The 20,847-nt window shown below is 65.5% G+C and carries 12 protein-coding genes; 8 read left to right on the top strand and 4 right to left on the bottom strand.

Annotated features, from left to right (window positions below):
- Window positions 1-69: 69 nt before the first annotated feature.
- A complete protein-coding gene (locus IBX18_RS35170) occupies window positions 70-1,065 on the top strand; it encodes a YafY family protein (RefSeq protein ID WP_194837778.1) in 996 nt (331 codons plus the stop codon).
- 4 nt (window positions 1,066-1,069) lie between these two features.
- On the opposite strand, the gene IBX18_RS35165 is transcribed toward IBX18_RS35170, so the two are convergent.
- A complete protein-coding gene (locus tag IBX18_RS35165; RefSeq protein ID WP_194837777.1) occupies window positions 1,070-2,089 on the bottom strand; it encodes an alpha/beta hydrolase family protein in 1,020 nt (339 codons plus the stop codon).
- A gap of 947 nt (window positions 2,090-3,036) precedes the next feature.
- Between IBX18_RS35165 and IBX18_RS35160 the strand changes: the two genes are divergently transcribed.
- Window positions 3,037-9,810, top strand: a complete 6,774-nt coding sequence (locus IBX18_RS35160; RefSeq protein ID WP_194837776.1) for a non-ribosomal peptide synthetase — start codon at window positions 3,037-3,039, stop codon at window positions 9,808-9,810.
- 8 nt (window positions 9,811-9,818) lie between these two features.
- Here IBX18_RS35160 and IBX18_RS35155 read toward each other — a convergent pair whose 3' ends face one another.
- The 3 genes from IBX18_RS35155 to IBX18_RS35145 all read right to left on the bottom strand — a co-directional run bounded on the left by IBX18_RS35155 (window position 9,819) and on the right by IBX18_RS35145 (window position 12,400).
- Window positions 9,819-11,339 carry a 1-acyl-sn-glycerol-3-phosphate acyltransferase gene (locus tag IBX18_RS35155; RefSeq protein ID WP_194837775.1) on the bottom strand — a complete coding sequence of 507 codons (1,521 nt, stop codon included), beginning with the start codon at window positions 11,337-11,339 and terminating at the stop codon, window positions 9,819-9,821.
- 112 nt (window positions 11,340-11,451) lie between these two features.
- Entirely contained in the window at window positions 11,452-11,787 is a 336-nt protein-coding gene (locus tag IBX18_RS35150; RefSeq protein ID WP_107654620.1) for a DUF3140 domain-containing protein, read from the bottom strand.
- Window positions 11,788-11,932: 145 nt separating this feature from the next.
- The gene (locus tag IBX18_RS35145) at window positions 11,933-12,400 is read right to left on the bottom strand and encodes a nitroreductase family deazaflavin-dependent oxidoreductase (RefSeq protein ID WP_194837774.1); all 468 of its coding nucleotides are present in this window, start codon (window positions 12,398-12,400) and stop codon (window positions 11,933-11,935) included.
- A 158-nt stretch (window positions 12,401-12,558) separates the two neighbouring features.
- On the opposite strand from IBX18_RS35145, the gene IBX18_RS35140 reads away from it, so the two are divergent.
- The 6 genes from IBX18_RS35140 (at window position 12,559) to IBX18_RS43275 (ending at window position 20,847) form a co-directional block, all read left to right on the top strand.
- On the top strand, window positions 12,559-14,469 hold the full coding sequence (locus IBX18_RS35140) for a hypothetical protein (RefSeq protein ID WP_194837773.1): 1,911 nt from the start codon (window positions 12,559-12,561) through the stop codon (window positions 14,467-14,469).
- A gap of 36 nt (window positions 14,470-14,505) precedes the next feature.
- Entirely contained in the window at window positions 14,506-15,585 is a 1,080-nt protein-coding gene (locus tag IBX18_RS35135; protein WP_194837772.1) for a glycosyltransferase, read from the top strand.
- 62 nt (window positions 15,586-15,647) lie between these two features.
- Window positions 15,648-17,168 carry a DUF707 domain-containing protein gene (locus IBX18_RS35130; protein ID WP_194837771.1) on the top strand — a complete coding sequence of 507 codons (1,521 nt, stop codon included), beginning with the start codon at window positions 15,648-15,650 and terminating at the stop codon, window positions 17,166-17,168.
- A 166-nt stretch (window positions 17,169-17,334) separates the two neighbouring features.
- Window positions 17,335-19,230: a hypothetical protein gene (locus IBX18_RS35125; RefSeq protein WP_194837770.1), complete on the top strand. Its 1,896-nt coding sequence runs from the start codon at window positions 17,335-17,337 to the stop codon at window positions 19,228-19,230.
- Window positions 19,230-20,054 (top strand): ESX secretion-associated protein EspG, encoded by an 825-nt coding sequence (locus tag IBX18_RS35120; protein ID WP_194837769.1) that lies wholly within the window; start codon window positions 19,230-19,232, stop codon window positions 20,052-20,054. Before IBX18_RS35125 ends, IBX18_RS35120 begins: the two co-directional genes overlap by 1 nt.
- Before the next feature lie 43 nt (window positions 20,055-20,097).
- Window positions 20,098-20,847: a YbaB/EbfC family nucleoid-associated protein gene (locus IBX18_RS43275; RefSeq protein ID WP_194837768.1), complete on the top strand. Its 750-nt coding sequence runs from the start codon at window positions 20,098-20,100 to the stop codon at window positions 20,845-20,847.

The raw sequence follows: 20,847 nt of genomic DNA, 5'->3' as shown, positions 1-20,847 counted from the left end.
AACCTTCGGACGCGAGACTGCCACCGGTAGTGGACATCGAATGGCCACTACATCGGTCATCATGTGGCGGTGCCCGATACCTCCCGCCGAGCGCTGCGCCTGCTGTCGCTGCTCGCCACCCGCCGCCGCTGGTCGCTGCCCGAACTCGCTGACCGGCTCGGCGTGAGCGAACGCACCGCGCGGCGCGACATCGAGACACTGCGTTCGCTCGACTACCCGATCCGCACCGTGCACGGCCCTACCGGTGGTTACGAACTCGGCGCCGGTCACACCCTGCCGCCGCTGTTGTTCGATGATGAGCAGGCGATCGCCGTCGCAGTGGCGTTGCAAACCGCCCCGAGTACCGTCTTCGGCCTCGGCCAGGACGCCGCCCGCGCACTGGAGACCCTCGAGCAGGTGATGCCCGCGAGACTGCGCGCCGCCATGGAATCGCTACGGCTGACCAGGCTGCAAAACTATTGGGAGTTCCCGGGTCCGCCCATCGCCCCGGATGCGCTGAAAACAGTCGGCAGAGCGGTGCGCCACCAGCACCTGCTCGTCGTCGAACCGCTGCGTGCCGACGGCACGCGCCCCGATCCGCGCGAGGCCGACTTCATCCCGCCGCGCCGCATCGAGCCCCACCACCTGGTGGTCTGGGCCGGCCGCTGGTACCTGGTCGCTTACGACCTCGCGGACAGCACCTGGCGCGTGCACCGGGTGGACCGTCTGCACCTCCAGACACCGACGGGTACGCCGTTCACCCCGCGAGATATCCCCGGCGGCGACGTCGCCCACTTCGTCATGACCAGTCACGACCGCGGCGACACCCCCGCCGAATGGCAATGCGTCGGCACCGCACGCCTGCGGCTGGCGGCCGAGACGGTGGCCCGCTGGGCGCCCGGCGGATCCGTCGTCGAACACCTCGATCCGCAGCACTGCCGGCTCACCCTCGGCGCCTGGTCCTGGGCCGGTGTCGCGGGGATTCTCGCCACCTTCGACACCGAGCTCACCGAAGTGGAGCCACCGGAACTGACAATGGCCTGCCACCGCCTGGTACGGCGGTGGCAGGCCATCGGAAACAGTTGAGCGATCAGGCGGTCAGGCCCATACCCTGCGCCAGCAGCGGCCAGGACTTGTGCAGCGCCTCTTCCCAGTACGGCCAGTAGTGCGTGCCGACCGGGTTGAACTGGTAGGTCGCCGGGATATTCAGCGAATCGAGCTTGTTCTTCAGATTGGCGGTGCAGCCGTTGACCGCCGCCTCGATGATCACCCCGAGACCGAGGTTTGCCACGCCCGTCGGGCCAGGCGCGCTACCGAGGTAGTACTTGACGTCGTCCAGCATCGGGATACCGCTGCCGCTGGAGACGTAGAGCAGGGTGCCGCGCAGCTTCTCCGCGTTGATCACCGGGTCGTTCGCCGCCCACTGCGGGTCGTTGGACGGACCGTACATGTTCTCGGTGTTGCCGCCCGCCCAGGTCTCGGTGGCCAGTTTCACGAACTGCTGACCGGCCGGATCGGCGATCTGCGCGCAGCCGCTGTAGGCGGCGACGGACTTCCACAGGCCGGGCTTGGCCTCGGCCAACTGCAGCACCGAGGTGCCGGAGGTCGAGAGCCCGGCGAGTGCGTTGCGGCCGGTGGATTGCAGCGTCTGGTCCAGCAGCGGGGGCAGTTCCTCGGTGAAGAAGGTCTTCCACTTGTTCACGCCGAGCGCCGGGTCGGGCTTCTGCCAGTCGGTGTAGTAGCTACCGCGACCGCCGATCGGCGAGATGACGTTGACCTGCTTGTCGGCCAGCCACTGCATTGCGTCGGTCTGCGCCTGCCAGCTGGCGGTGCCGATGCCGCCGTCGAGGCCGTTGAGCATGTAGAGGTTCGGTGCCGACTTGCCCTCGTCGGCCGGACGCTGCACGTCGACCGGGATCTCGGTGTTCATCGACGCCGAGTACACCTTCAGGTGCCAGGTGCGACCCTCCTTGGTGATGGAGGTGACGGCCGAGGGCTTCTGCGGTTCGGCCGAGGCGGTGGCGCCGAGCAGGCTCGCGGACAGCATGGCGGCGAGGGCGACGACGGTGGTCCGCAGCGCAGCGGTGCGGCTTAGTGCGGAAAGCTTCATCGAACGTGCATCTATCTAGTACTCCCTATGGCTTGTAGCTTCGACCGGCGCGCGGCTGCCCCAATCCCCACCCAGTGCGTCTTCCGTAGCGGCAAAACTGTTACACATCGGTGCCGCTCGCTCGGACATAGTCGGGCTGCGCCCTCCTACTGTAAGCGGGCGTGCAACCGCCCGCGCACGGTGCTCAGGCCTGCGGTGCGGCCGGGTGGCTGTTGAATCCCAACGGGCGCAAGCCAAGTCGGCCGAGGTGACATTCTTCGCGTGGGGCTGCCGGTGTTCCGGTTCGGCTGGAGAGTCACGAAGGTGCTTTTAGCAGAATGTGGCGCCCATTGCTCCGAGCAAACGTAATTAAATCATCATAGTTTTCTAATAATACTCAAATGATATATATGCGGTAGATCACCTGCTTCGCCTGTATAGTAGTTGATAGCAAATATCAGGCAATACCTCAGTAATGAGGCTATTGTCCAATCGGCTTCGCAATGTTAACTATAACTGAACAGGGTGGTGCGCGTCGGCCCGCGCCGCGTCGGGTCTTGACGGAGTCGTGGTGTGTGGCCTATGCATAGGCTCGGGCCGGTAGCGACGATGAATCGTCTGTTCGACCGAAGTCTGGTGACGCGCTGAAGCCGAGTGGCGTTCAGGCGTCTTCGGGTGCGAAATGTCAACCATTTGCGGTACGATTTTCTGGAAATAGCTATTAAGCGGCTATTTTCAATGGTGACGCTCGATGTAACGTTTACCGGTCGGGATCATGATAGGAATCCGACGGCCGGGAGCGACGGCAACGTCCCCGGCCCCGAAACATCTATACGCCACTAACTGGTCAGATGACCAATAGCTGGTGGCGAACAGTGGCAATCTGCCGAGTAGGGCAATGGGTAGGAGAGATAGGTGTGAGGGATAACGCGTCCGGGCCAGTGCGGGAACCAGTACGCACGCGCCCAGTGCATACGCGGCGGCCCAAGGCAGCGACCCTGCCGCGGCTGTTGGCGGTGGCGGTGGAGTCCGACCCCGATGGTATTGCCATAGCTTTTCGGGGGTCGGCGCTGCGCTATCGCGAACTCGACGATGTCTCGTCGCGGTTGGCGCGGTTATTGATCAGTCGCGACATCGGCCCCGGGGACCTGGTGGCGGTCGCGGTCGCCTCGCCGCTCGGCGCGGTATCGGCGATGTGGGCGGTGGCGAAGACCGGCGCGGGCTTCGTCGTGATCGACGCGCGCGCCTCGACGCAGCGGGCCGAGTACCTGCTCTCCGATACCAGGCCGGTGCTCGGCTTGACCGCAGGCACACCATGGCTCGACCGCGGCTCGAGTACGGATCAGCACGGCTCGGTCGAGTGGCTGATAGTCGATGACCCCGGCACGCGCAGCGAACTCGCCCAGCTGCCCGGTGAGCCGGTGACACACCAGGATCGGGTGCGCCCTATCCAAGACGACGACATCGCGTGTGTGACCGCAGGCTCGACGGGTGTCTTCGATGCCGTGCCCATCACGCAGGCAGCGGTGGTCGCGATCGGCGCCCGGCCGCAACGATGTCCGGAGTTGCTCACCGAGTTCTTCGCCACGGTGTTCCCCCGTGCCTTCGCGCCGCGGCCGGAGAAGACGCTCCCGCAGTTGTTCGATGACGTGGTGGCGGCACGCCCGGACGCGATCGCGGTGAAATTCAGCACCGAGACATTGACGTACCGGGAACTGGATGCGCGCGCAAACAGGCTGGCGCGCAAGCTGATTGCGCTGGGTGTCGGTCCGGAGAAGCTGGTGGCGGTGGCCATGCCCCGATCGCTGGACCTGGTGGTCGCGTTGCTCGCGACGGTCAAGGCCGGCGGTGCCTACCTGCCCGTCGACCCGGCGTACCCGGCCGATCGCATCGCCTACCTGCTGGCCGACGCCGAGCCGATGTGTGTGGTGACGGGGCCGGGGATCACCCTGCCCACCGCGGCGCCCTCGATCGAGCTGGGCGGCAGCGACTTCGGCATGGAGGCCGCGCCGATCGGTGATGCGGACCGGACGGCCGCGCTGCGCCCGGAGAACCTTGCGTACGTGATCTACACATCCGGTTCGACGGGCCGTCCCAAGGGCGTGCAGATCCCGCACCGCAATGTCGTGGCGCTGTTCGCGAACACCCGATCGCAGTTCGGTTTCGACCATCGTGACGTGTGGACGATGTTCCATTCGTACGCGTTCGACTTCTCGGTGTGGGAGCTGTGGGGCGCACTGCTGCACGGCGGCACGTTGCTCGTCGTGGACTACGAAACCTCCCGGTCGCCAGCGGAATTCAGCGAGTTGCTGCGCACCGAGCGGGTGACCGTGCTCAATCAGACGCCTTCGGCGTTCTACCAGTTGGCCGACGCGGACCGCAGCGCGTCGGCTAACCCTGAGGCCGCCCCACTGGCGTTGCGGTACATCGTGTTCGGGGGAGAGGCCCTCGAGTTCCACCGACTCGACGACTGGCGCGCCCGGCACGCCGCGACGCAGCTGGTGAACATGTACGGCATCACCGAAACGACTGTCCACGCGACCTACCATCAGGTGTCGGCGAGCGACCGCAGCGTAATCGGTTCTGCCATACCGGGTTTGCGGGTCTGGGTGTTGGACGACCGCTTGCACCCTGTCCCGACCGGGGTGACGGGTGAGATCTACCTCGCGGGTACGCAATTGGCGCGAGGCTATCTCGGCCACGCGGGTATGACGGCGGGACGGTTCGTCGCGAATCCCTTCACCCCCGGCGGCTCCCGGCTGTACCGCTCCGGCGACCTCGCCAGGTGGAATGCCGACGGCGACCTGGTGTATCTGGGGCGGGCCGATGATCAAGTGAAGGTGCGCGGGTTCCGCATCGAGCTCGGTGAGATCGAGGCCGCCCTGCTGGCGCTGGAGTCGGTTCACCAAGTCGCCGTTGTCGTCCGGACCGATTCTCCGGGCGACCAGCGCATCGTCGCGTATGTAGTCGGACGACCCGAGGTGGCGACGCTGCGCAGCGAGCTGGCTACGGTGCTACCCGATTACCTGGTTCCGTCGGCGTTCGTCGCCCTCGATGCATTACCGCTGACCGCACATGGCAAGTTGGATCGGGCAGCGCTACCCGCACCGGTGGTCGAGACCGCGGTATTCCGTGCGCCGGAACATCCGCTCGAGCAAACGGTCGCCGACGTGTTCGCGACGGTGCTCGGCGTCGACCGAACCGGCTTGGACGACAACTTCTTCGCCCTCGGCGGCAACTCGCTGCTGGCCACGCAGGTCGCGGCCAGGCTCGGCGCGGCACTGGACGCACGAGTGCCCGCGCGGCTGCTGTTCACCGCACCGACGGTGGCCGCGCTGGCTGCCGAGCTGAGGCGGCATCTGAAGGCGGGCGGCCGCCGGGCACTGGTGGCAGGGCCCCGGCCGGAACGGATTCCGCTGTCGATGGCACAGCAGCGCATGTGGTTCCTGAACCAGTTCGATCGGAGTTCGGCGGTCTACAACATCCCCGTCGCGGTGCGGCTGACCGGCGACCTGGCGGTCCCGGCGCTGCGCCGTGCCATCGACGATGTGATAGCGCGGCACGAGATACTGCGCACGGTATATCCGCAGCACGATGGTGTGGCCTATCAGTCGATCCTGCCCGCCGAGCAGGCCGTTCTCGATCTCACACCGGAACCGGTCGAGGCCGCCGCTGTGCTGGCGCGGATCATCGAGGTGGCTTCCGCCGGGTTCGATGTCGCGACCGAGATTCCGTTGCGCGCCAGCCTGTTGCGGATCGACAGCTCCGAGCATGTCCTGGTGCTCGTCGCGCACCACATTTGCAGCGACGGATGGTCGATGGCGCCGTTGACCCGTGACGTCATGGTGGCGTACGCGGCCAGATGCGCTGGTGCGGAGCCGGATTGGGCGCCACTGCCGGTGCAGTACGCAGACTTCAGTCTCTGGCAGCGGGCCACGCTCGGTGCCGAGTCGGATCCGGGCAGCCTGATCTCGCAACAGGCCGAGTACTGGCGCACCACGCTGGCCGGCCTGCCCGATGAGCTTGCCCTGCCCTTCGACCGGCCGCGCCCGGCCACGCGATCGTTCGCCGGCGGGCAGGTGCTGTTCTCGATCGACCCCGAGGTGCAGCGCGGAGTGGCCGAGCTCGCCCGTGCGCAGAGCGCGACGGTGTTCATGGTGCTGCACACCGCGTTCGCGCTATTCCTGGCCCGCTGGTCGGGCACCGGCGACATCGCGGTCGGCACGGTGGTCGCGGGCCGGGGCGAGGCCGAACTCGATGCGGTGGTCGGTATGTTCGTCAACACGCTGGTGCTGCGCACCCGGATCCGTACGCAGGACGATTTCACCGCGTTGCTCGAGCAGGTCCGCGACGACGATCTGCGGGCGTTCGAGCACGCGGATATCCCGTTCGAGCGGCTGGTGGAGACGTTGAACCCGGCCAGATCCACCGCCCGGAATCCGTTGTTTCAGGTCGGGTTCGCGTTCCAGAATCTGCCGGAAGCCTCCTTCGAGCTGTCTGGATTAGACGTTGCCGCAGTCGATTTCGATCCCCGCATCGAGAAGTTCGATCTGTCGCTGGCCGTCCGGGAGACCGCCCGCGGCATGGCCGCGCAATTCTCCTTCGCGCGAGAGCTGTTCGACGAGGCCACCATCCGGGTGATGGCGGGCCGGTTCACGCGGTTGCTGGCGGCGATCGTCGCGCGGTCGCACATGCCGGTGGGCGATCTTCCGCTGCTCGCCGACGACGAGTACGCCGCGCTCACCAGGGTCCAGCCCGCCCGGGCGATGACAGGTGCCCTGATGCCGGACCTGCTGCTGCGTGGTGTGCGGTGGGGCCGCGACCGAATCGCGGTGCGGGACCGGGGCCGATCGATCACCTACGGCGAACTGGATGATTCTTCGGCCCGGCTGGCGCGATTCCTGATCAATCTCGGCGTCGGCCCGGAACGTGTTGTCGCGCTCGCCTTCCCGCGCTCTTACGAGATGCTGGCCGCGGTGCTGGCGGTCGCCAGGACTGGTGCCGCGTACCTCCCGATCGATCCGACGTATCCGGCGGATCGGGTGCGGCACATGGTGACCGATGCGTCGGCGGTGATCGGGCTGACCGCCACCGAGTATGTCGATCGCCTGCCTGAAGAGCTGACGTGGCTGATGCTCGACCATCCGGCCATCGAGGCCGGGTGCGCACGGCGGTCCGCGCGACCGATCACCGACGCCGATCGGACAGCTCCACTGCGGCCGCACAATCCGGCGTACCTGATCTACACCTCCGGTTCGACGGGTGTGCCGAAGGGCGTGCTGGTCACCCATGCCGGGCTGGCCGGGCTGATCGAGCACACGGTCGGGGTCCTGGAACTCGAGCCGCAACATCATCTGCTGCACTCGATTTCGCCGAGCTTCGACCCGGCGGCATTGGAGTGGCTGTGCACGTTGTCGGTCGGCGCGACCCTGGTCATCCTGCCGCCTACGGTGATCGGCGGACCCGAGTTCGCTGCGGTACTACGCGACGAACGGGTGACGCATTGCAGCGTCACCCCGGCCGTATTGAGCACGGTCGATCCCACCGGCGTGGCGACCGGAACACTGTTGGTCGGCGGTGATGTCACCGCGCCGGAACTGGTGGCGAAGTGGCAGCCGGGCCGGAGGTATATCAACGCCTACGGGCCGACCGAGGGCACTATCGCCGCGACCTTCGGCGCACAGACCGCGGGTCGAGACATCACCATCGGCGGGCCGGTGCAGGGTGTGTCCGCGTTGGTGCTGGATCAGCGGTTGCATCCGGTGCCGCCCGGTGTCACCGGTGAATTGTATTTGGCTGGTGGGACATTGGCCCGTGGCTATCGCGCGCGGGCCGGGCTCACGGCGGAACGGTTCGTCGCGAATCCGTGGGGCGAGCCGGGTGCGCGCATGTTCCGCACGGGGGACCTGGTGCACTGGTGCCTACCGGAGCAGCAGGCCGATGCCTCCCTCGCTCCTCGGGAGTTGAAGTACGTCGGGCGTTCGGACTTCCAGGTGAAGATCCGTGGCTTCCGCATCGAACTCGGTGAAATCGACGCGGTGCTCGGCGGTCACGAAAGTGTCGACTTCGCAGTGACGGTCGGCCACGAAACTCCTACCGGTGAAACGGTTCTGGTGGCGTATGTGCGTGTGACGGGCGCGGAGTTCGATGCGGATGGGCTCACCGAATATGCCGAACGCAGCTTGCCACGGCATATGGTCCCCGCGGTGATCATGGAACTCGACGGTCTTCCGCTGACGCCCGCGGGCAAGTTGGACCGAAAGGCGTTGCCCGAGCCACGGTTCGACGCTGTAGCGTTCCGGAGGCCGTCGACGCCGATCGAAGAGATTGTCGCGGAGGTGTTCGCGGAGGTGCTGGGTGTCGACCAGGTCGGCGCGGACGACGACTTCTTCGCCCGCGGCGGCACCTCGCTGCTCACCCTTACCCTGCAACACGCGCTGACAGCCCGGCTCGGTGTCGAGCTGCCGGTGCCGTCGCTGTTCAGTGCTTCCACTGTGCGCAGCTTGGCGGCACGCATAGCCGGTGAGGATGCACCGGTGCACAGTCCGGTGCTGATTGCCGCCGATGCCGTGCTCGGACCGGAGATTTCGGGCGTCGGCATCGCGCCGATCCACCATGGGCGCGCACGTGACGTGCTGCTGACCGGAGCGACCGGTTTCGTGGGGGCGTACCTGCTACGGGAACTACTCGACCGCACCGACGCCGTCGTGTGGTGCCTGGTCCGGGCCGACACCGTCGCTGCGGGACGCGACCGGATCTACCAGGCGTTGCAGCGGTATCGGCTGTGCGGCGACGTCCCGGAGTCCCGAATCGTCCCGGTGCCGGGCGATCTCGCGGCCCCGTCGCTGGGGCTGTCCGACACCTGTCACGCATGGCTCGCCGAACGGATCGACGTCATCTATCACAATGGCGCTCAGGTCAATCACCTCGAGCCGTACGCACGGCTGCGGGCCGCCAATGTCGACGGAACCCGAGAGGTGTTGCGGCTGGCGACAACTCAACGGATCAAGCCCGTGCATTTTGTCTCCACGATCAACACGGTGATGTCCACGGTCCACGCCGACGCCCCGGTCGACGAGGACACTCGAATCACCGCCGCCGAGCTGCCCGCACAGGGTTACATTGCGAGCAAATGGGCGGCCGAGCAACTGATCCTGCAGGCGGGGGAGCGTGGTGTGCCGATCAGGATCTATCGGCCCGGCCTGGTCTCCGGTGACTTGCAGGTCGGGGTGAACAGCGCCGACGACTCGTTCTGGAACATGATCCGAGCGGCAGCGATCCTCGGCATGGCCCCCTACGTGGGAGCGGCGACGATCTCGCTCGCCCCGGTGAACTATGTGGCGCGTGCCATCGTGGAGATCTCCCTCGGCACCGCGCCCGACACCGCCTACCACCTGGTGAGCGAGCTACCACTGCCGATCCGAGACATCTTCGAGTGTCTGCGCCGGCACGGAATACCCATCGAGACAACGTCTCTCGAAGCCGTACAACTGCGCCTCGCCGAGCAAGCCAATGCTCGCTACCTGACAGGCGACGACTCGCTGGTGCGCGCCGCACTGCTCGGCGGCAACTACGCGGGTGGCACGGCAAACCTCGTGGTGGACTGCGGCAACACGAAACGCGCACTCGCGGGAAGCGCGATCACCTGCCTGCCGATCGACGCGAGCGTGCTCGACACCTATATCGGCGCCTTCATGAAATCCGGATTCCTCCCTACGCCGATCGGAGTTCCGACCGAATAGCGTCAGGGTCACTCCACCGCGCGCAGGTCCTCGATCCGCTGCCGTAGCTGATCGAGCAGCTTGTCGGGATCGTCGAAGTCGGCGGGGTCGATGGGTGCACCGAAGTGAATGGTCACCTGCTGGCGGCGATCGAAGGCAGGCCCGGTGCCGCGGGCGCGGCGCAACGGCAGCACCCGATCGGTGCCGGTGGTGCCGACCGGAATGATCGGCACCCCGGTCGCCAGAGCCAGTTTCGCGACACCGGGTTTATACGGTTCATGCTCGTCGGCGGCGACGAGCATGAGCCGCACCAGCCACCCGACGACCGGCCAGGACCACAGTTCCGCCATGGCGATGGCGACGGCTCGCCGCCGCAGCGCGCCCCAGAGGAACACCGCGTCCAGCATCGAGATGTGATTGCTCGCCACGATCACCGGACCGGTTGTCGGCACGGCTTCGCGGCCGAGCACGGTGACCCGCACGAACCTCGACCAGGCCAGCGCGCGCAGTATGCGACGCACCAGCTTCGTGGTCACCCACGCCCGCTTACCCAACCCCTTCGGCCGTCCGACCGATTCATTGCTCATTACTGCCCCCACACTGTCCGTTCGGCGCGGAACGGTTTCCTGCCCTCGAACCAGGCTACCGATGCCGGAAATACGCACGACCCGTGTGGGATTCCGGGCGGAGTTGGTTGATCTAGGAGTTTCGTTCGCGTACCGGGCGATCACCCGTGATCTCGTCATCGTCGGCGGGTGGTTCCGCCGGTGCCGAAGCAGCGCGCCCACACCTTCCGGTGGTGCGCTCGCTTCGTCGATCGGCGTGATCGTGGCCCCGCAGGTCAAGGCGGCCACCGGTAGCGCTTCGTCGGCACGGCAGATGCTCGCGGTCAGGGTGTCGCCCGCCGCGACGCGCACCTCGTCGACCGGAAGGATCGGCGCGGGTTCGGTTTGCACCAGGCGATCACCCAGCGCGATCCCGCTGATCAGCAGCCGGTCCACATTCGCCTCGCCCAACGCGGCTGTCGTTTCGGCCAACCCGGCTACCGCCAACCCGTCGGGCCTGCCGCGTTCGGTGGCGTATTGCTCCAGCACACGGCGCTGTTCGCGCTCGGCCGCCTCGGTGACGACCTTGTGCACCTGCTCGTCGAATTCGCCCTGATCCGCGCCGGCTGCCCTGGCGCCCGCCTCGACGGCTACCACCTCGGCGCCGTGTGCGGGCAGCGCGTCGGCGAGCGCCGCACGGGAGCTCACCTCGCCGCCGATCACGATGACGCGGGCCTGCACCTGCTCGGCGAGTCTGCCGACCTCGTGCGCCACCTCGTCGATATTGCGGCGGATCTTCTCGTCGACCCGATGCTGAATCGACCACGCCGCCCAGCCGCCGCCGTGGCGGATCTTGTGCAGCGGATGACCCTCGCCCTGCACGGTTTCCCCGACCACCGCGCCGTCGGAGTCGACGGTGTAGATATCGGAGCCGCGACGGTCGACCACCGCGACCACATGGGCAACCTGCCGGGCCGCGCGCTCGAGTATTCGATAGCGCGCCAACGTAAGTCGCGTTGCTGCGCGGCATCCTCGGGGTTGTGCGAGGCGTCGATGGACAGCGAGGCGAACGGGCCGTCCCGTTCGACGATCTCGCGAAGTTTCGTATGCTGCATGGTCACGGTCCCTTCAGTGGATCGTGGCCGAGCGACATCAGCCGGTGCCGCCAATGTGCCTGGCCGGCAACCGGTTCCAAGTCGGCTCGGCGCGCATCGGTCACCTCGCGCACCACTCTGCGCATCGCCTCGGCATCCTCGGCCACCAGATCGGTGCGCCGTTTACCGAGAATGGCCAGCACCCGCTGACCGAGCTGCGGCCCCGAGTGGTCCGGCAACGCCTCGGCGTCCGGGCCCGCGCTCGCGGTACGCAGCCAATCCCGCAACTCGCGGGAAGACATATTCACGACGCGATGGAACTCGTCCCACAAATCGTCGTCGACGTGGGTTTCCGCCATCGTGCTCACCCCGTTTCCACGATCGTCCGGCAAGGTCTGGATACCCCTGCCACCTGGACTTTTCCCAAAAACTGGCTGTCTCGTCGGCATCCCTCCTTCCGTCACGGCTACTACCCGCAAGATCCGAGGCAAAACCCGAAGTGCCTCAGCCGGCGAGACGCAGCCGCACCATCGGCAACGTGTCGACCGGCTTCCCGGTCGCCCGCTCGATGCTGCTCCGCAGCCTCTTCCACGCGGCCGGATGGTGGCGGATGTAGTGCTCCAGCGCATCGGCCGCGTCATCCTCGTTCATCGGCGTAGCGATCGCCGGTGCGTCCCGCAGGCGGCCGGTAGAGATACGCACCTGTGGCTGCGCCCGAATGTTGCGGTACCACTGCGCTTTCGGGCCGAACCCGGAGACAACGATGTACTCGCCGGATCCCGGCTGGTCGACAACCTCGAGCACGACGTAACGCTTCTCCCCGGACTTGCGCCCGACATGCTCCAGCATGAGGACGCGGGTACCGAGAAGAAACCCGAGTCCGGCGCGGTAAAGCCGGATCGGCGCGCGCACCAACCAGCGGGTCTGCAATGCGCGTGCGCCGAGGGTGGCGATCAGATCTGCGGGGGTCATGTCTGTTTCCCTTCCCTGGAACCAGGACGGTATGCGCGGTGAGCGCCCAAGGGTTAACCGTAGGTGTCCGATTGGTGGTTCGGGTTGCGGGCGGACTGACGTGGTTGGTTGCTCGTGGTTAGGTGTCCGGCAGCAGCGGCTGAGCGGGTAGGAGTGGGATGACGTCGGGTGGGCCTGGTTTCGATCAGACCGAGTGGTCTGGGTTGTTGAAGGGCGCGCAGGACGGCAAGTTGAAGTTGTTGAAAGTTGATGGCGGCGGGCTGGGGAAGTTGGTGTCGGCGGCTGAGGGGTTCGCGGCCGATATCAAGGGGTTTATCGATTTGGTGTCGGGGGAGCATTTTGCGAAGTTCGTGTGGACGATCGATAACAAGAAGGATTTGTCGGTCGGTAGTGCCGCGCAACGTGTGACGACGTTGGACAGTATGAAGATGTTGTTCGACAGGTTCGAGGACAAGCGGACTGTCGAGCTGGTCGATATTTTGAAGAATCATCAGGCGATTGTCACGGTGATGGCGAATACGTTTGTTGCGGCGCATAAGTCGTATAGCAGTACCGATGATGATAATGCGCATACTTTTAGTGCCCCGGAGAAGGGGACGGATCATTGGCCGGAGTTGTCGAAGTTTCATGCTACTGCGCCTAACACTTGGCAGTCGGGTCCGGGGTTGCCGACGACTGCTGGTTCGGGTGTGAGTTTCGATTCGGGTGCGAAGGGGCGGATCGAGGGGGCGATCGAGAGTGGTGACTTCTTCGTTCTGCTCGATTTCGCCAATATCGCTGCGATGATCGAGAAGAATGGTGGTAATACGTTCTGGCTCGCGGGTGAGTGGAAGGCGTTGGGGGTGTTGTGGCGGCGGTCGGTGCAGAAGTTCGTCGACGAGGTCGATTTTGTTTTCAAGAATGGGTATTGGGAGGGTCGTGGCGCCGAACGTGCGGTGGCTTTCCTGGAGAAGTATCTGCAGGCGACGGATACGTTGCAGCGGGGTATGGAGTCGATGTCGAATGTTGTCGGTAATACGGCCGATTTCAACGTTTTCATCAAAAACCGTTCATATGAGTATGAGGATTTCAAGAAGTATGACGCGGGTGGTCAGGTTACCGATATCAATGGTTCTACTGATGTGAATGGTGCGTTGACCGCGATGCGGACGTTCTGGGACAAGGGTGATGCGCAGAGTAGTCAGAAGGGTTATCGCGGGGGTGTGACGCAGCTTGCGGGGTTGATTCCGGTGTTCGCTGATCCGAACAAGCTGATGGGTGCTACCGGTGATCTGCCGGGCAGTTACAACTATAAGGAGCCGACCGGTAATCCTGGTGGTGGTACCGGCGGCGGTGGGGGTAAGGGTGGCGGCGGAACCGGTGGCGGCAACGGCGACGGCAAGGGCGGCGGAACCGGCGGCGGCAAGAGCGGCGGCGGCACTGGAGGTGGTGGCGAAGGCAAAGGCACCGGCGGCGGTGCGGGCAGTGCGGGCAGCAAACCACCTGGATCTGGTAGCAAGCCGCCGGGTTCCGGCGGCGGAACCGAATCATCTTCCCGCCCACCATCGTCTGGGAAAGACATGGTTCCCGGTGGGGCCACCGGTCCGGTCGTCGGCGCAACCGGACCACTGTCGGCACTGACGAAGGCATTGCAGCAGTTGGCATCAGGAATGGTGTCCGGCCCCTCGCTGCCGTTCGCCTCCGGCCCTTGGGGCGCCTCAGGACCCACCGGCGCCTCCGGCCCGTTCGGCTTCGACATCAAGCCGGCCGGTGTGGGTGGTGGCTCGGCGGGTGGTAGCGCGGCCGGGGCAGGCAAACCTGCAAACCCCTTGGAGGACAAACTGTTCCCTCGCGCAGCGGCGCCAGGCAACTCCACTGAAGCGGTGACCGCGCGGGCCGGCGTGGCCCCTTCGGCTGCGATGCCCTACGGCGGTTACCCGATGGGTGGCGGCATGGGCGGCGGCGCCCCCGGCGGGCAACAGCAACAGCAACAGCAGCGCAAACGCGCTGCCTACCTGGACAGTACCGAGCACCTGGAGGAGGCGGTCGGCGAAGATCCCCTGTCGGTCCGGCCCATCATCGACCGCTGACCAGTCCATCCTTCGAGCCGAAACGTGAGCTCTGCCATGCGTTTTCATGTCGTGAATTTCCCCAATACACAGACCACCAAGCACTATCAGCCGTGCGCCTACACCCAGAAGATCCGGCGCTTCGCCGGAATGATGACGGGTCTGGGCCACGAGGTGTTTCTGTACGGCGGTGAGGAGAACGACGCGGCCTGCACGGAATTCGTCACCATCGCGTCGAAGTCGGAGCAGGCCGAATGGTTCGGCGGCAACGATCTGTACAAGGAACCCAACAACCTCACCTGGAACGCCTACGATCCGCACTGGACCACCACCAATGAGCGCGCCATCACCGAGATCGCCAAGCGCAGACAGGATCGCGATTTCATCTGCGTGCTCGGCGGCACCTGCCAGCAGGCGATCGCGGACACGTTCCCCGAGCTGATGACCGTCGAGTTCGGCATCGGCTACAGCGGAGTGTTCGCGAACTACCGGGTGTTCGAAAGTTACGCGTGGATGCACTCCGTCTACGGTTCGCGTTCCACGGTGCCAGGCGTGATGAGCGCCCGCGGTCAGTTCTATGATGCGGTCATCCCCAATTACTATGAGGTGGAGGACTTTCCGTTCTCCGACGAGAAGGACGACTACTTCCTCTTCATGGGCCGGCTGGTCGAGGCGAAGGGTATTCAGATCGCCGTCGACACCTGTCAGCGGCTCGGCGTGAAGTTGGTTGTCGCGGGCGCGGGTGTGGCACCGCCTGCGGAGGTCGCCGAGTATGTCGGCGTGGTCGACCATGTGCGCCGGGGCGAGCTGATGAGCCGGGCCCGTGGGGTTTTCGTGCCCTCGCTGTACCTGGAACCGTTCGGCGGCGTGCATGCCGAGGCGATGCTGTGCGGGACTCCGGTGATCACCACCGACTGGGGCGTGTTCACCGAGACTGTGCGACAGGGCGTGCAGGGCTTTCGCTGCCGGACGCTGCGCGAATTCTGCGAGGCCGCGGATGCGGTCGACAAGCTCGACTACCGAGGGATTCGCGACTACGCGGTGTCCAAATTCTCCACCGATGCCGTTGCCCCGCAGTACGAGACGTATTTCGAACGTCTCGGCACGCTTTGGGGAGAGGGCTGGTACGCCGCGTGACAAGCGGGCCGATTCGGCAGCGGCCGAGTGTATTCCGCGCAGGCGGACGGCGACGGAACCTGGTGGTGCTACGGGCGGGGGACACCTCGTTGCACGAACAATGGCTCGCCGGACCGGAGCCGCGCACCTGGGATCTGGTCGTGAGCTATTTCGGTGACGACCCGCGCCGCTATCGCACGGGCGACGTGCGTCGGGTGGACCGCAAAGGCCCCAAATGGCCTGCGCTGCATCACGTGCTCACCGTCGATCTGGCCGAAACGATCGAGGACTACGACTACATCTGGCTCCCGGACGACGATCTGGCCACCGACACCGCGTCCATCAATGAGCTGTTCGAATACGCGGCCCGCTATCGGCTCGCGCTGTCCCAGCCCGCACTCACCGAGGACAGCTACTACTCCCACGAGATCACGCTGGTCGATCGCAGGTTCGAGCTCCGGTATACGAATTTCGTCGAGATCATGGCGCCGTGTTTTCGCCGGGATTTCCTGCTCCGCTGCCTGCCGACCTTCAACGCCACCCAGACCGGGTGGGGCCTGGACTTCCATTGGCCCAGATTCGTGCCGGACACCTCGTCGATCGCCATTGTCGACGCGGTGACCGTGCGGCATACCCGACCGGTCGGCGGCCCGAATTACGCGGCGGCCCGCGCAGCAGGGGTGAACACGTGGGCGGAGTACTACGACTACCTGATACAGCACGAGATCGACCTGACAACGACGGTGTATCGGGGAATCGGCGCGGGGTACCGGCAACGGGCCGAGCCGACGGCGATCTGCGTCTCCGTCGACGGGCCGCAACCCGGGCTAACGGACTGGCTCGACCACCATGCGGTGCATGCGGACCTGATCATTGTCTACTCCGATGATCCGGCCGTGCGCGAACTCGCACGCGACACTGAGCACCCGATACTGCTGTGCGACAACAGTGTTCCCGTAGCCGATCCGGTCGAGCGTGCGGTGGCCAATATTCACGCTGCCGTCGCGACCGCGCGTTCCGCCGGTATGGCCTGGCTGCTTCCCCTCGGCCCGCGGGAACTGTTCTACGACGACGGCAGGCGCCGCTGGCAGATCCCGGGGGCGGGGCAAGTTTCCTTTATCGCCCACGAGGCAGTTCCGAAGCCGCACCCGGTCGCCGACCCGTTCCGCGAGTGCACCTTGTTCCGCGTCAGCGGGCGCTCCGCATTCCTCGACGCGCCCGCGAATCGCAGTGCCGTCCGGCTCGATTCGGATATCGAGCCGGTCGATACACACAGCTTCACCGGATTCACCGGCGCGAGCGGAACAGTCACTGCGCCGATGATTTTGCACTACCCCTACCCGAGTTTCGAGAGCTGGCTGGTGCGAGCCACCGAGGCCGCGAGCAGCGGCGGCGCCATGGCACGCCATTTCGCGCACTACTCCCGTGACCTGCTGCAGGTGGCCGTAGCGCACGGCAGTCTCGACGGTGCCGGTGCCTGTTTCCGAGCCGAAATCCCTTGTGACGGAATGGTCCGGCGCATGGTGGAAGAAGGCGAACTGATGCGCCTGGACGCAGTGCTCCAGCGGCCCTCGCTCGTTCGCTCGACGCGACTGAGCGCGTAGGAAGCCGTCGTCTCGTGCTGGGGCGCCGGTCCCGCGACGAGCCATCGCAAGGCGTTGGTTAACGGATGGTGTACGGACCGGGCTGCGGTCGCCTTACAGCGTGACCGCCCGAATGTTCGGTGCTAGAAACTCAGGGCGGACGCAGTGAATTGACGGTAGGAGTGGGATGACGTCGGGTGGGCCTGGTTTCGATCAGACCGAGTGGTCTGGGTTGTTGAAGGGCGCGCAGGACGGCAAGTTGAAGTTGTTGAAAGTTGATGGCGGCGGGCTGGGGAAGTTGGTGTCGGCGGCTGAGGGGTTCGCGGCCGATATCAAGGGGTTTATCGATTTGGTGTCGGGGGAGCATTTTGCGAAGTTCGTGTGGACGATCGATAACAAGAAGGATTTGTCGGTCGGTAGTGCCGCGCAACGTGTGACGACGTTGGACAGTATGAAGATGTTGTTCGACAGGTTCGAGGACAAGCGGACTGTCGAGCTGGTCGATATTTTGAAGAATCATCAGGCGATTGTCACGGTGATGGCGAATACGTTTGTTGCGGCGCATAAGTCGTATAGCAGTACCGATGATGATAATGCGCATACTTTTAGTGCCCCGGAGAAGGGGACGGATCATTGGCCGGAGTTGTCGAAGTTTCATGCTACTGCGCCTAACACTTGGCAGTCGGGTCCGGGGTTGCCGACGACTGCTGGTTCGGGTGTGAGTTTCGATTCGGGTGCGAAGGGGCGGATCGAGGGGGCGATCGAGAGTGGTGACTTCTTCGTTCTGCTCGATTTCGCCAATATCGCTGCGATGATCGAGAAGAATGGTGGTAATACGTTCTGGCTCGCGGGTGAGTGGAAGGCGTTGGGGGTGTTGTGGCGGCGGTCGGTGCAGAAGTTCGTCGACGAGGTCGATTTTGTTTTCAAGAATGGGTATTGGGAGGGTCGTGGCGCCGAACGTGCGGTGGCTTTCCTGGAGAAGTATCTGCAGGCGACGGATACGTTGCAGCGGGGTATGGAGTCGATGTCGAATGTTGTCGGTAATACGGCCGATTTCAACGTTTTCATCAAAAACCGTTCATATGAGTATGAGGATTTCAAGAAGTATGACGCGGGTGGTCAGGTTACCGATATCAATGGTTCTACTGATGTGAATGGTGCGTTGACCGCGATGCGGACGTTCTGGGACAAGGGTGATGCGCAGAGTAGTCAGAAGGGTTATCGCGGGGGTGTGACGCAGCTTGCGGGGTTGATTCCGGTGTTCGCTGATCCGAACAAGCTGATGGGTGCTACCGGTGATCTGCCGGGCAGTTACAACTATAAGGAGCCGACCGGTAATCCTGGTGGTGGTACCGGCGGCGGTGGGGGTAAGGGTGGCGGCGGAACCGGTGGCGGCAATGGCGACGGCAAGGGCGGTGGAACCGGCGGCGGCAAGAGCGGCGGCGGTGAGGGTGCCGGGAGCGGTGGCGGCAAGTCCGGTGGCGGCACCGGTGGCGGGGGCGAAGGCAAAGGCTCCGGTGGCGGAACCGGTTCCGGCGGCGGCAAATCCGGTGGCGGCACCGGTGGCGGTGGTTCGAACCCTACGGGCAATCCCGGTCAAGGCATCGGCCCTACTGGGCCGATGGGTCCGATCGGAGTAGGTGGCGGCGGCGCATCCGGTGCCGACATGATGAGTCTGTTCTCCGAAGCGCTGCAACTGATTGCGTCGGCGATCCCGACACTGGTCCAGCTCGGCAATCAGCTCGCCGCCCAGCTCGGCCCCGCCTTGCAGCAGCTGGCGAAGGCCGTGGAGAACGGCACCATGACGGTGAAGCAGGCGCTGGACGAGGCGTCGGAGCGGATCGGACGGCAGGTACACGACCTCGAGGAGCAGCTGTTCCCCTCGGGCGCGACCGGGCCGCTCAGCGTGTCCTTCGCGCTGCCCCCTGGTGGCGCACCGCAGTTGCGGCTCGATCTTCCCGGCCGAGCCGGCGGGCATCAGCCGGAGGTGTTCGAGGACTTCACAGCGACCAGGTCGACCACCGAGGTGGCGGGCGAAACAGCGACCGGGACCCCCGGCAGCACGGTGGAGGGAAACCGATAGTGGAACGCACCTGGCGCCTGAGCGGCCTCGAATATCGAGTGCTGCGCGAACGACTCGTCGACCGCGATCGGAACTGGCCGTTCATCTACACCTCACCCATTCGCGGCTACTACGACTACCAGTTCGCCAAGGCGCGAGTCTGGGGTGAGTTGCAAGCGGCGTGGGACCCGGCACTGGCCGACGTGCTGGTCAAATCGCTGCGGGCCGATATCCGACTGGCCGTCCACGCCGACGATTACAGCGCCGCGCGGGTGCTGGATGGTCGAATCGTGATGGCGGGCCGGAAGTTCGGTGATCGCGCGGTACTGATCCAGGGTTTCAGCCCGACCATGCTGGAAAGTCAGGACGAGCTGGAGATCACCGAGTGCGATGCGGCGTCGCTGACCCGCCTGCTGGTCGACAGGCTGCCGCCAATGACGGCTGGCAATCAGCCGAGGGTGGAGCTGCTCGACTCCGGCGGGGTGGCCGAACTCGATCACTGGCACGGCCGCAGCACGCTGTACGACGAGGGCGACCGCGATGTCGACGCCCGGTGCAGGCAGTGGCAGGCGGCGCCGAAGGCGACCGTTGGCCGGGTCGTCATCACCCAGGGCCACTCGAACTTCGGCCCGGCCGGTCAAGTAACGAAATGGCTTGTCTGGGAGGACCATCCGGGCGACGGCTGCTACGCGATCGGGATGGAAACACCTACCGCCGCCGTCGCGGTCGACAGCGACGGATTCCGCGCCCTCATCGATCGGCACTGCGACGAACTCATGCTGGTCCGCGAAGACGAGTCACGCCGCGGGGTGGCCAGGGCCAGCGTCTACGACCACGGCCGATGAGCGGCGAGCGAATCATATGCCGCACTCAGGAGAGGGAGGCCCGGTGCACGGTCCGAATGATCGGCTGAGAATGGAAGTCGCCCAGGTGGTCGACGACGTGCACCGGCTCATCAGCGGGTTCGCCGAGGCCAAACGCCTGCACCAGGCGGTGACGGCGTCGGCGTCGGCCGAGCGGGAGCGAATTGTGGTGGTGGCAGACGTGTCCGGTGCCGTAACGGAGGTCGACTTCGACGACGACATCGAGGATCTCGGCTATCACCAGATCGCCCGCGGCGTCGTGCAGGCGGCGCAGCGGGCGGCCGCGGCGGTGCAGCGCAAAGCCGACGAGATTCTTTCGGCGCAGCGGGAGGCGTTGCTGGGCTTGCCGAAACTGTCGGATCTGGTCGACTGGATGCCGGACGAACAGCAGCTGCCGCCACCGCCACCGGCATTGCGGACCCCACCCGCCGAGCGCGAGCCCCTCGCCGTTGTCGGCGAGCACACCGACCTTGTCGAACTTCAGGAACAGCGGGCTCGCCTCTTCGCCACCGCGTCCGCGGAGGGTCGTCGGGTAACCGTCGCGGTGAACGCCGACGGCGTGCTGATCGATCTGCAATTCTCCGGCGCCATCGCCGATCTCGGCTACGAGGAGATTGCCGAGGCCATCGTCGCGGCGTCGCGCGCGGCGGTGGCGGCGGTCGCGCGCAAGGTCGCCGACCTCTACGCGCCGACCGTCGAGGACGACCGGCCGCGCTTCCCCGGACCGGACGTCGTGCTGGCGGGCATCGAACGTCTTCGCGACCAACTGCGGTGA

The sequence above is a fragment of the Nocardia sp. XZ_19_369 genome (assembly GCF_015355715.1).
Lineage (GTDB): Bacteria > Actinomycetota > Actinomycetes > Mycobacteriales > Mycobacteriaceae > Nocardia.
The sequence above is the reverse complement of the archived record's forward strand: the minus strand, read 5'-3'. Positions and strand labels throughout refer to the sequence as shown.